The 13,608-nt window shown below is 46.3% G+C and carries 8 protein-coding genes; all 8 read left to right on the forward strand.

Features of this window, described 5'->3' with window-relative positions:
* Positions 1–71 precede the first annotated feature (71 nt).
* The 8 genes from HGH91_RS24915 to rpoC all read left to right on the forward strand — a co-directional run bounded on the left by HGH91_RS24915 (position 72) and on the right by rpoC (position 13,450).
* Complete coding sequence (locus HGH91_RS24915; protein WP_168741603.1) at positions 72–1,271, forward strand: transglutaminase domain-containing protein; 1,200 nt, start codon at positions 72–74, stop codon at positions 1,269–1,271.
* An 82-nt stretch (positions 1,272–1,353) separates the two neighbouring features.
* The gene (locus tag HGH91_RS24920) at positions 1,354–2,550 is read left to right on the forward strand and encodes a transglutaminase domain-containing protein (protein WP_168741604.1); all 1,197 of its coding nucleotides are present in this window, start codon (positions 1,354–1,356) and stop codon (positions 2,548–2,550) included.
* A 222-nt stretch (positions 2,551–2,772) separates the two neighbouring features.
* Positions 2,773–3,216 (forward strand): 50S ribosomal protein L11, encoded by a 444-nt coding sequence (rplK, locus tag HGH91_RS24925; protein WP_168741605.1) that lies wholly within the window; start codon positions 2,773–2,775, stop codon positions 3,214–3,216.
* A gap of 43 nt (positions 3,217–3,259) precedes the next feature.
* Complete coding sequence (rplA, locus tag HGH91_RS24930; protein WP_168741606.1) at positions 3,260–3,949, forward strand: 50S ribosomal protein L1; 690 nt, start codon at positions 3,260–3,262, stop codon at positions 3,947–3,949.
* A 59-nt stretch (positions 3,950–4,008) separates the two neighbouring features.
* Positions 4,009–4,536: a 50S ribosomal protein L10 gene (gene rplJ, locus HGH91_RS24935; RefSeq protein ID WP_168741607.1), complete on the forward strand. Its 528-nt coding sequence runs from the start codon at positions 4,009–4,011 to the stop codon at positions 4,534–4,536.
* A gap of 95 nt (positions 4,537–4,631) precedes the next feature.
* Positions 4,632–5,003, forward strand: a complete 372-nt coding sequence (gene rplL, locus HGH91_RS24940) for a 50S ribosomal protein L7/L12 (protein ID WP_168741608.1) — start codon at positions 4,632–4,634, stop codon at positions 5,001–5,003.
* Positions 5,004–5,220: 217 nt separating this feature from the next.
* Complete coding sequence (gene rpoB, locus HGH91_RS24945; RefSeq protein WP_168741609.1) at positions 5,221–9,030, forward strand: DNA-directed RNA polymerase subunit beta; 3,810 nt, start codon at positions 5,221–5,223, stop codon at positions 9,028–9,030.
* 121 nt (positions 9,031–9,151) lie between these two features.
* The gene (rpoC, locus tag HGH91_RS24950) at positions 9,152–13,450 is read left to right on the forward strand and encodes a DNA-directed RNA polymerase subunit beta' (protein ID WP_168741610.1); all 4,299 of its coding nucleotides are present in this window, start codon (positions 9,152–9,154) and stop codon (positions 13,448–13,450) included.
* Positions 13,451–13,608 lie beyond the last annotated feature (158 nt).

Genomic DNA, 13,608 nt, shown 5'->3' on the forward strand with positions numbered 1-13,608 from the left:
TTATAAACTCTTTATTGAAAAGCGTTCCGATATTTCGGGACGCTTTTTTCTGTTTACCCGTATTCATAACTATGAACATTCGACACCTGGCGGTAGCCACCTGCATTGCGCTTAGTACCACCACCTATGCACAGGTCAACATAAAGCAACCAGTAAAGCCGGCTCCCGCAACCGCTATTACCTATGCTCCTATTCCTGACGCGGTTACCAACTCTTCAGCGGCCATGGGAGCATACTTACGCACGCATCATACCAGTCAGACGGATATGCTGAAAGCGCTATATGGTTGGATGGCTTCGCATATCACTTACGATATGGTGAATACCTTCAAACCCGATTATTATAAGGATACTGCAGATGCCGTCCAAAAGACCCTGCAAACGCGCACCGCTGTATGCCAGGGATATGCCAGCCTGTTTGTGGATATCTGCCGGCATGCTGATATTCCTGCCTGGCTGGTGACCGGATATACCATCACCGGCGGCAAGATGGATAACGCCAGCCATGCCTGGGTAGCCGCATTTACCGGCAATAAATGGCTGCTCTACGACCCTACCTGGGGATCAGGTTATGTACAAAACAATAAATACGTGGCCTCGCTCAACTGGAAACACTTTGGCGTAGCGCCTGCTGAGTATATCCATACCCATGTACCATTTGATCCATTGTTTCAGTTCCTGGATCATCCGTTACGTCACGACGAAATCCGGGACGGTAAATGGACTGCAGCGGCCGGCAACCCGGTATTTGCTTACCCCGACACGCTCGCGGGGTTTGCCAGGATGAATGAAAGTCAACGGGCACAAAATGCTATTGACAGAATGGAGCGCTACGGGATCACCAACCAGATGATCTCAGTGGAGCTGACTAACCTGAAAAACCTCATAGCCTACACTAAACAAAATGAACACGTGGCCGTGTATAACCAACAGGTAAGTGTAGTGAACCGGGCCAGCAGTCAATATAACGAACTGACTAATTCCTTTAACGAATACGTAGTGTTTAAAAATCAGCAGTTTACACCCAGCAAACCTGACCAGGAAATCCGGGACTGGGTGGATGGAATGGCGAAGAAACTGGAAGATATCGACAAATTGCTGAAAAGTGTTACCTCCAATGAGGCGCCGGTCAGGAATAGCATTGCCGAAATCAGTACAGCCATGGCTGGGATGCGCCAAAGGATAACGGCAGAACAGGATTTTGTAACGAAATACATTAAAACAGGCAAATTATTCCGGAAAGGATTGTTTTATAAACTGAGCTGGAAGTAGTTTTACTGCCGGCATTTTTATATTTTAGTATGTCAGGTTTAGCGCAAATAATTTTTTTATACTCCCTATATCTTCATCACATATGAAATCAGCCATTGCTGTACTGCTTGGGTTATTATTGTTTATATCCGCAGGTGCGCAGAAAGGTAAGCCGGTAAAAGAAGTGGCTACCGCCGCTATTGTTCAGATACCGGAAACGGTAACCGCTACACCGGGGGAGATAGCCTCGTGGCTGAAAGCCCATACCAGGGGGAGCCAGGGGTTTCAACAGTCTTTATTCAACTGGATGTCCACGCATATTGCCTATGACGTGGAAAATATGAACAGCCCCAATAGCTACCGTGATTCACTGGCCGCAATGACCAGGACCTTGCGTACCCGGAAGGGCCTTTGTACAGACTATGCGGTGTTATATGCCTGGATTTGCCGGGCGGGTGGAATTAATGCAGTCATGGTGAGTGGCTACGGCTTATTGCCTGATATGATGACGCCTACGGGTTCGCACGACTGGGTTGCTGTGAAGGACGGTGGGCGTTGGACGATTACGGATCCTACCTGGGGAGCTGGCGCCGTGGATAACGGGCGGTTTGTACCTGGTATTAACTGGACCTGGTTCCAATTATCGCCGCAGTTGGCAGTAAAAAGGCATATCCCATACGATCCGTTGTGGCAACTGCTGTCTTTTCCGCTGCGTCATGATGAGCTGAATGCCCAGGGCTTTGCTGCAGCAACTCAACGCCCGGTGTTTGCCTTTAACGACACCCTGAATGTCTGGGCGCGGCAGTCGCGGTTAGAACGATTGCAGGGAGCGGCAGCAAGGATACGGCGTTATGGGGGAATGAGTAATCCATTTATAGTATCGGAGCTCGACTGGATGGATCAGACCATCCGGGTGCTGGCGGATAACCAGCAAATAGAAGCCAGGAACCGGAGTATAGACCAATTTAATGAGATTAACAGGAATTATACGGAGGTGGTGAAACAGTATAACGAATATGTAGCCTTTAAAAATCACCAGTTTCTGCCGGAAATGAAGGATGAGGCGATCAAGCGGATGATTGAGGGGATTTCCGTGAAACTGCTGGGAGCAGAGAAGGCGCTTGCCGGGCTTCCTGTGGGAGATGACAGTATGCAGCATAATATGAAGGAATTATCTGATGCGATAGGAGAGATGAAGGAGAAGGTGGTAAATGAGCAGGCTTTTGTGAATAAGTATATAAAGACGGCCAGAGAGAAGCGGAAGGAATTGTTTTATGTACAAGTGGCGGATAAGTTGTAACTTTGCCGGCTTCGAATGATAAGGAAAATTTCCGGGAAATGCAATAGATTTGTAAAAAAAATGTGAACCAGAGCAAAAAGGATGCCCAATTTCAAATACTTTTTGACAATTTCACAATAATATATACCTTTGCATCCCCTTTAAAAGGTTATTTTAAGTTCCTTTTAGTTTTGGGAGTTCTCTGTTTGACGGGGGACGTTTAACCAAATTAAATCAAAAAACATGGCAAAAGAGATCGCAACGTACGTGAAATTGCAGGTTAAAGGCGGCCAGGCCAACCCTGCACCTCCAATTGGTCCCGCATTGGGTTCCAAAGGTGTGAACATCATGGAGTTCTGCAAACAGTTCAATGCCCGCACCCAGGATAAAATGGGTAAAGTATTGCCTGTGTTGCTGACAGTTTACACTGACAAATCTTTCGACTTCGTAATCAAAACTCCTCCGGCACCTGTACAGCTGCTGGAAGCTGCTAAATTACAGAGTGGTTCTAAAGAACCTAACCGTAACAAGGTGGGTAAAGTTTCCTGGGCTCAGATTGAGGCGATTGCACAAGACAAGATGCCTGATCTGAACTGCTTTACGCTGAACAGCGCTATGAGAATGGTAGCTGGTACTGCACGTAGCATGGGTATTACTGTTGATGGTAAAGCTCCTTGGGAAAACTAATTGTTTCACCCTGTTGAGGCAGGACTTAAAATCATTTTGACAAATGGCAACTAAAAAGAGAAAAGTAGCTGACACGAAGGTGGAAAAAAATAAGGTGTATAGCCTGAAAGAAGCCTCCAGCTTAGTTAAAGATATTAACTGTACTAAATTCGACAGTTCTGTCGATTTACATATCCGCTTAGGCGTTGATCCTAAGAAAGCAGACCAGGCTATCCGTGGTTCCGTTACGCTTCCACACGGTACCGGTAAAACCAAGAAGGTTTTAGTGCTTTGCACACCTGATAAAGAAGCTGCTGCAAAAGAAGCAGGTGCTGACTTCGTAGGTCTGGATGAATTTATCCAGAAGATCGAAGCTGGTTGGACTGATGTAGATGTAATCGTAGCTACTCCTGCTGTAATGCCGAAAATCGGTAAACTGGGTAAGATCTTAGGTCCTCGTAACCTGATGCCGAACCCTAAGACCGGTACTGTTACTAACGATGTTGCAGCTGCAGTAAACGATGTTAAAGGCGGTAAAATCACCTTTAAGGTAGATAAAGCTGGTATCATCCACGCTTCTATCGGTCGTGTATCTTTCGCATCTGATAAAATTGAACAGAACTCCCTGGAGCTGATCAATGCTATTATCAAGCTGAAACCAGCTACTGCAAAAGGTACTTACCTGAAAGGGCTGTCTATGGCAAGCACCATGAGTCCTGGTATTGTTATCGATACTAAATCTGTTCAAAACTAAATTGATCACGAGTTGTAGCCGTTATCTGTGAAGATGGGGCTTGCTACAAACGTTTTAATATGAATAAAGATCAAAAAAATGAAGTGATTGAACTGCTGAAAGGCAAGTTCTCTCAATACAGCAACTTCTATATCACTAACACTGAGTCCTTAACGGTTGCGCAGGTAAATGATCTGAGGAAGGTTTGCTTTGACAAGAAAGTGGAAATGAAGGTGGCTAAGAACACCCTGATCCGTAAGGCACTGGAATCTCTGGACAGCGAAAAGTATGCAGGTGTTTATGACAGTCTGCATGGCGTAACTGCGCTGATGTTCTCTGACAGCCCTAAAGAGCCGGCATTGATCATCTCTTCTTTCCGTAAGGCTAACGGTAAACTGGAAAAACCAGTACTGAAAGCTGCTTTCGTTGCTGACGAAGTATTCGTAGGCGACAACCAGCTGAAAGCGCTGACCAACATCAAGACCAAGAACGAGCTCATCGGCGAAATCGTTGGTCTGTTGCAATCCCCTGCAAAACGCGTTATCGCTGCTTTGCTGGAGAAAGGCAACAAAGAAGAAGCTGCAGTGGAAGCACCAGCAGCAGAATAGTACGAATAGCTACCCGCTATCCGTATATAACATTGGCTTCCAAGTCACAATATAACTAACAACATTTTACAAACATTACATTAAAACATTATAAAATGGCAGACGTAAAAGCATTAGCTGAACAATTAGTAGGTTTAACTGTTAAGGAAGTACAAGAACTGGCAGATGTTCTGAAAGCTGACTACGGTATCGAACCAGCAGCAGCAGCAGTAGTAGTTGCAGCTCCAGGTGAAGGTGCAGCAGCAGTTGAAGAAAAGACTGCTTTCAACGTAATCCTGAAATCTGCAGGTGCTAGCAAACTGAACGTTGTTAAGGTCGTTAAAGACCTGACCGGCTTAGGTCTGAAAGAAGCGAAAGAACTGGTTGACGGCGCGCCTAAAGCTCTGAAAGAAGGCGTAAGCAAAGCTGAGGCTGAAGACCTGAAAGCTAAGCTGACTGAAGCTGGTGCTGAAGTTGAAATTCAGTAATTCTTTGCTTAAGTATACATCTTTTAAAGGTCAAAAGTGCTTTTGCACTTTTGGCCTTATTCCCTTTGGGAAAGTGTCTTTTTCAGAGAGTCAAAACGGGGAATCACGTTAAGTGACTTTGACCACGTGCAGAAGGCATAAATAAATTGGGATGGTATTGGCAAAGAAATCTTAATTTCCCTAATTCTTACAAGTCATATAACTGCTAACTTCGAATATGTCTCTAAAAAAAGCCCAAACAAACGAAAGAGTAAATTTTGGAAAGATCAAACAAGTTACTGAGACACCGGATCTGTTGGCTATCCAAATCCAATCTTTCAAGGATTTCTTCCAATTAGAAACCACACCAGACAAGCGAAACAACGAAGGCCTTTTTAAAGTATTTAAAGAGAACTTCCCGATTACAGATACCAGAAATATCTTTAATCTGGAATTCCTCGATTATTTCGTGGATCCTCCACGTTATACTATTGAGGAGTGTATTGAGCGTGGGCTTACTTATTCCGTACCGTTGAAAGCGAAACTCCGCCTCAGCTGTAATGATGAGGAGCATGTGGATTTCCAGACAATTGTGCAGGATGTGTTCCTAGGGAACATTCCGTACATGACTCCCAGAGGTACTTTCGTTATTAATGGTGCTGAACGCGTAGTTGTATCCCAACTGCATCGTTCACCTGGTGTTTTCTTTGGTCAATCTGTACATCCGAACGGTACTAAAATCTACTCTGCAAGGGTGATTCCGTTCAAGGGCGCGTGGATGGAGTTTGCAACTGACATCAACAACGTGATGTACGCTTACATCGACCGTAAGAAGAAATTCCCGGTTACCACACTGTTACGTGCCATCGGCTATGAAACAGATAAGGATATTCTGCAGCTGTTTGGCATGGCAGATGAAGTAAAAGCAGACAAAAAGAGTCTTGATAAATATGCCGGCAAAAAGCTGGCTGCCCGTGTTTTAAGAAGCTGGGTAGAAGACTTTGTGGATGAAGATACCGGTGAAGTGGTGAGCATTGAGCGTAACGAAATTATGCTCGAGCGTGATAGCATCCTGGATGAAGCGAACATCGAGACCATCGTAGACATGGGATTGAAGAGCGTTTTCGTTCAGAAGGAAGAGGTGAGCGGTGATTTCTCCATCATCTACAATACATTAAATAAGGATACATCTAACTCCGAGCTGGAAGCCGTTCAGCACATCTACCGCCAACTGCGCGGTGCCGATGCGCCGGATGATGAAACAGCAAGGGGTATCATCGATAAACTGTTCTTCTCCGACAAACGTTACGATCTCGGTGACGTAGGTCGTTATAAGATCAACAGAAAATTAGGTCTTCCTACTCCGTTAGACATGAAAGTGTTAACGAAGGATGACATCATCTCCATCATCAAGTACCTGGTACAGCTGACTAACGGTAAGGCGGAAATCGATGATATCGATCACCTGTCTAACCGTCGTGTGCGTACTGTAGGCGAGCAGTTATATGCTCAGTTTGGTGTTGGTCTGGCACGTATGGCCCGTACCATCCGTGAAAGAATGAACGTTCGTGATAACGAGGTATTTACTCCGGTAGACCTGATTAACGCGAGGACTTTGTCTTCTGTTATCAACTCCTTCTTTGGTACTTCTCAGTTGTCACAGTTCCTGGATCAAACAAACCCGCTGTCTGAAATCACCCACAAACGCCGTATCTCCGCTCTCGGACCCGGTGGTTTGAGTCGTGAAAGAGCAGGCTTTGAGGTGCGTGACGTTCACTACAGCCACTATGGCCGTTTGTGTACCATTGAAACACCAGAAGGACCAAACATCGGTCTGATTTCTACCCTCTGCGTACACGCGAAGGTGAATGAAATGGGCTTCATTGAAACGCCTTACCGCAAAGTAAACAGTGGTAAAGTAGATATGCATAAAGTGGAGTTCCTGAGCGCTGAAGAGGAAGATTCTGTGAAGATTGCGCAGGCAAACGCCCCACTGGATGATAAAGGCAATTTCGTAAATGATAAGGTGAAATCCCGCGAAACCGGCGACTTCCCGATTCTCGACAGAGATGAAGTGGAGTTCATGGACGTGGCACCTAACCAGATCGTAGGTTTGAGCGCCTCCCTGATTCCGTTCCTGGAACATGATGATGCCAACCGTGCGTTGATGGGATCAAACATGCAACGTCAGGCAGTACCATTGCTGAATCCTGAAGTACCTATCGTAGGTACCGGTCTGGAAGGCAAGGCTGCACGTGACTCCCGTTTGCAGATTACCGCAGATGGTAACGGTGTGGTAGAATTTGTGGATGCAAACGAAATTCATGTTCGTTACGAGCGTGATGAAATGCAGAAACTGGTGAGCTTTGAAGACGATCTGCTCGTTTACACGCTGACTAAATTCGTTAAAACCAACCAAAGCACCTGTATCAACCTCAGACCTTGTGTGAAGAAAGGTCAGCGCGTGAAAGATGGCGACTTCCTCACAGAAGGTTACGCTACCCGCGGTGGTGAACTGGCGCTGGGACGCAACCTGAAGGTAGCGTTCATGCCATGGAAAGGTTACAACTTTGAGGATGCGATCGTAATTTCTGAGCGTGTTGCACGTGAAGACCTCTTTACTTCCATCCACATTGATGAATATGAGCTGGAAGTTCGCGATACCAAACTGGGTGAAGAAGAGCTGACACCGGATATTCCTAACGTGAGTGAAGAGGCTACCAAGGACCTCGACCAGAACGGTATTATCCGTGTTGGTGCGCACATCAAGGAAGGTGATATCCTGATCGGTAAAATTACTCCGCGTGGTGAATCTGATCCTTCTCCTGAAGAAAAACTCCTGAGAGCGATCTTCGGTGATAAAGCTTCTGATGCGAAAGATGCGTCGCTGAAAGCACCTCCATCAACAGAAGGTGTGGTAATCGACAAAAAACTGTTTAGCCGCGCTAAGAAAGATAAGAATTCCAAGACCCGTGAGAAAGCAGCGATCGAGAAACTGGAGAAAATTCACCAGAAGAACGCTGAAGACCTGCTGGAAGTGCTGATGAGCAAGTTGCTGGTATTACTGAAGGATAAAACCTCTCAGGGTATTACCAACACTTACGGTGAAGTATTGATCTCTAAGGGTTCCAAGTTCTCTCCGAAGAACCTGGTAAATATTGATTTCATGAACGTAAACCCACTGGGCTGGACAACAGACGAAGTGGTGAATGATCAGATCAATACCCTCTTGCACAACTATAACATCAAGTTCAACGAAGAGCTGGGTCGTTACAAACGTGAGAAGTTCAACATCTCTATCGGTGATGAGCTGCCAGCGGGCGTATTGAAACTGGCGAAGGTTTACCTGGCCAGCAAGCGTAAGTTGAAAGTAGGTGATAAGATGGCGGGACGTCACGGTAACAAGGGTATCGTTGCCAAGATTGTGCGTGATGAAGACATGCCATTCCTGGAAGACGGTACACCACTGGATATTGTACTGAACCCACTCGGGGTACCTTCCCGTATGAACCTTGGACAGATCTACGAAACCGTATTAGGTTGGGCTGGTCTGAAACTGGGAGTACGTTTTGCTACGCCGATTTTTGATGGTGCTACTACCGAAGAAATTGCTGCTTATATCAGCGAAGCTGGATTGCCCAGCTTTGGTCACGCGTACCTGCATGATGGTGAAACGGGAGATCGTTTCCACCAGAAAGCAACCGTGGGTGTTATCTATATGCTTAAACTGAGCCACATGGTGGATGATAAGATGCACGCCCGTTCTATCGGACCGTACAGTCTCATTACCCAACAGCCGCTGGGTGGTAAAGCCCAGTTTGGTGGTCAGCGTTTTGGTGAGATGGAAGTGTGGGCACTGGAAGCATATGGTGCATCCAACATCCTGCAGGAACTGCTTACTATTAAATCAGATGATATCGTAGGTCGTGCCAAGGCGTATGAGTCTATCGTGAAAGGTGACAACATTCCGAAAGCGGGTGTACCTGAATCCTTCAACGTATTGATTCATGAATTGCGTGGTCTGGGTCTGGATCTGAAATTTGACTAAGAGCTTTTAGCTACCAGCCATTAGCAGCACTGCTAGTGGCTGATAGCTTGGATATTTCGCAGGAATAAAATTTTTGTCGCTGGCTTATCACCAACGGCTAACAGCTAAAAGCTAATTACAGATGGCTATCAAGAAAGAAAATCGTCCTAAATCAAATTTTAACAGCATTACCATCAGTCTGGCTTCTCCGGATGTTATTCTGGAGCGTTCATACGGTGAAGTGCTGAAACCTGAAACCATCAACTACCGTACTTACAAGCCGGAACGTGATGGTTTGTTCTGCGAAAGAATATTCGGTCCTGTAAAGGATTACGAGTGCTATTGCGGAAAATATAAGCGTATCCGTTATAAGGGTATTGTGTGTGATCGCTGCGGTGTAGAGGTAACGGAGAAGAAAGTACGTCGTGAGAGAATGGGACACATTCGTTTAGTGGTGCCCGTTGTACATATATGGTATTTCAAATCCCTGCCTAATAAGATTGGTTACCTGCTCGGTATGTCTTCCAAGAAACTGGAAACTATCGTGTACTATGAAAGGTATGTGATCATCCAGGCGGGTATGAAACAGGAGAAAGGTATGAACTACGGTGACTTGCTCACAGAAGAAGAATACCTGGATATCCTGGATACGTTACCAAAAGACAATCAGCTGTTACCGGATGAAGATCCTAACAAGTTTATTGCCAAGATGGGAGCGGAAGCCGTAGAAATGATGCTGGCCCGGATTGACCTGGACGGCCTTTCTTACCAGCTGCGTAACCAGGCGGCAACTGAAACTTCCCAGCAACGTAAAGCGGAAGCGCTGAAACGTTTGAGTGTAGTGGAAGCTTTCCGTGAAGCCAATGGTCGTGTAGAAAACCGTCCTGAATGGATGGTTATGCAATATATTCCTGTGGTACCACCAGAACTGCGTCCGTTAGTTCCTTTGGATGGTGGCCGTTTTGCGTCTTCCGACCTGAACGACCTTTACCGCAGGGTAATTATCCGTAACAACCGTCTGAAACGTTTGATCGAAATTAAGGCGCCTGAGGTGATCCTTCGTAACGAAAAACGTATGTTACAGGAAGCAGTGGATTCCCTGTTCGACAACTCCCGTAAATCCAACGCGGTAAAAGCGGAAGGTGGTCGTGCACTGAAATCCCTGTCAGACGTACTGAAAGGTAAACAAGGTCGTTTCCGTCAAAACTTGCTCGGTAAACGTGTGGATTATTCCGGACGTTCTGTAATCGTGGTAGGTCCTGAACTGAAACTGCATGAATGTGGTTTGCCCAAGGATATGGCGGCTGAGTTATTCAAACCGTTTATTATCCGTAAGCTGATCGAAAGAGGTATCGTTAAAACCGTGAAATCAGCGAAGAAGCTGGTGGATCGTAAAGAAGCGGTGGTTTGGGATATCCTGGAAAACGTACTGAAAGGTCACCCGGTAATGTTAAACCGTGCTCCGACCCTGCACCGTTTGTCTATCCAGGCATTCCAGCCTAAACTGGTGGAAGGTAAAGCGATACAGCTGCACCCGCTCGTGTGTTCTGCGTTCAACGCCGATTTCGATGGTGACCAGATGGCGGTACACGTGCCTTTGAGCAATGCTGCGATCCTGGAGGCCCAACTGCTCATGCTGTCTTCTCACAACATCCTCAACCCGCAGAATGGTACGCCTATCACCCTGCCTTCACAGGACATGGTGCTTGGTCTGTATTACATTACCAAGGGTAAGAAAACAATGGGAGATGTAGTGGTAAGGGGAGAAGGTAAAGCTTTCTACTCTGCTGAAGAAGTGATCATTGCGCTGAATGAAGACCGCATCGACCTGCATGCTCACATCCGTGTTAAAGCTGATGTAAGAAATGCAAACGGTGAGCTGGAGAAAAAACTGATCGAAACAACCGTAGGTCGCGTACTGTTCAACCAGTTCGTACCTAAAGCTGCCGGTTATGTAAACGCCTTGCTGACCAAAAAATCACTGCGTGAAATCATCGGTGATATCATTAAAGCTACCAATATCCCTGCAACTGCCAAGTTCCTGGATGACATCAAACAATTAGGTTTCCGCATGGCGTTCCGCGGTGGTCTGTCATTTAACATTAATGACCTGATCATCCCGGATGTTAAGCAGGACATGATTGATGGTGCAGCCGGTGAAGTAGAAGAAGTTTGGGATAACTATAACATGGGTCTGATCACCAACAACGAACGTTACAACCAGATCATCGATATCTGGTCACGTGTGGATACGAAGGTGACAGAAACCCTGATCCGTGAGCTGGCAACAGACAAGCAAGGATTCAACTCTGTATACATGATGTTGGATTCCGGTGCGCGTGGTTCCAAACAGCAGATTAAACAGCTGGCTGGTATCAGAGGTCTGATGGCTAAGCCACGTAAGAGTGGATCTACTGGTTCTGAGATCATCGAGAACCCGGTATTGTCCAACTTTAAAGATGGTTTGAACGTATTGGAATACTTCATCTCTACGCACGGTGCCCGTAAGGGTCTCGCGGATACGGCGTTGAAAACAGCGGATGCGGGTTACCTGACCCGTCGTCTGGTAGACGTTGCGCAGGATGTGGTAATCAATGAAGAGGATTGCGGTACACTCCGTGGTATTGCTACTTCCGCATTGAAAGACAATGAAGAAGTGATCGAAACACTGTACGACCGTATCCTGGGACGTACTTCCCTGCACGATGTATTTGATCCTCATAACGACGAGGAACTGATCGTTGCTGCTGGTGCCGAAATCACTGAAGAAATTGCGCACAGAATTGAAGAGAGTGCGATTGAAACCGTAGAAATCCGCTCCGTACTGACTTGCGAAAGCCGTCGTGGTGTGTGCGTAAAATGTTACGGTAAAAACCTGGCCAGTGGTTACACGGCGCAGAGAGGTGATGCAGTAGGTATCATCGCTGCCCAGTCAATCGGTGAGCCTGGTACACAGTTGACACTGCGTACCTTCCACGTGGGTGGTGTGGCCGGTTCTACTTCTGTTGAATCCGGTATGCCAGCTAAGTTTGACGGTACTGTACAATTCGATGGCTTACGTACTACCACCTACGAAAACAACGAAGGTGAAAAAGTACAGGTGGTTATCGGTCGTACCGGTGAGTTGCGTATCATGGACGTGAAAAACGACCGTCTGCTGGTAACCAACAATATTCCTTACGGTTCTACCCTGTTGGTAAAAGACGGACAGAAAGTAGCGAAAGGTGAAATGATCTGTACATGGGATCCGTTCAACGCCGTTATCGTGTCTGAAATACCTGGTAGCATTCGTTTCGACAGCATCATTGAAGGTATTACCTTCCGTGAAGAAGCAGATGAGCAAACAGGACACCGTGAGAAAGTAGTAATTGAAACGAAAGACAAAAATAAGATTCCGTCTATCCTGGTAGAAGGTAACAAGGAGGTGAAATCTTACAACTTACCAGTAGGTTCTCATATCGTTATCTCTGAAGGTGACAAGGTGAGAGCAGGTCAGGTAATTGTGAAGATCCCACGTGTTATCGGTAAACTGCGAGATATCACGGGTGGTCTGCCACGTGTAACCGAGCTCTTTGAAGCCCGTAACCCAAGCAACCCAGCTATCGTTTCTGAAATTGATGGTGTGGTAGCATTTGGCAACATCAAACGTGGTAACCGCGAAATCATCATCGAAAGCCGTGAAAGTCAGATCAAGAAATACCTGGTGCCATTAACCCGTCATATCCTGGTACAGGATGGTGACTTCGTGAAGGCTGGTACTTCTCTCTCCGATGGTTCTACTACGCCTGCCGACATCCTGTCTATCAAAGGACCGTTTGCTGTACAGGAATACCTGGTAAATGAAATCCAGGAAGTATACCGTTTACAGGGTGTGAAGATCAACGACAAACACATTGAGGTGATTGTTCGCCAGATGATGCGTAAAGTAAACATCGAAGATCCGGGTGATACCCGCTTCCTCGAGGGCGATACAGAAGACAGGTTCGATTTCTTCGAAGAAAACGATATGATCTTCGACAAGAAGGTGGTAACTGAAGCAGGTGAATCTACTAACCTGAAAGCAGGTCAGATAGTAACCCTCCGTCAGGTTCGCGAAGAAAACTCCTTACTGCGTCGTGCAGATAAGAAACTGGTAGAATTCCGCGATGCACAGCCGGCTACTTCCAGTCCATTACTGCAAGGTATCACCAAGGCGTCACTGGGTACCCGTAGCTGGATCTCCGCTGCGTCCTTCCAGGAAACCACCAAAGTACTGTCTCAGGCAGCTATCAACGGTAAAACCGATGATATGATGGGTCTGAAGGAGAATGTGATCACAGGGCACCTGATCCCGGCCGGTACTGGTTTACGTGAATTCGAAAACATGATCGTAGGTTCTAAGGAAGAATACGATATCCTGGCCTCTTCTAAGGAAGTGTTCCAGTTTGATGAAGAAGAATAGTGCTGCAAAGCATTTCACGAAATAGTAAAGAGGGAGTTTCTATATGAAACTCCCTCTTTTTTATGCCTGATAGTGACTGGATAAAATGGAACAGGCGCCTCAAAATTACTTTCGAGACACCTGTCATTTATTTGGGGCCAGCCATCAGGATGTTAAGA

This window comes from Chitinophaga eiseniae (assembly GCF_012641265.1).
Taxonomy (GTDB): domain Bacteria; phylum Bacteroidota; class Bacteroidia; order Chitinophagales; family Chitinophagaceae; genus Chitinophaga; species Chitinophaga eiseniae_A.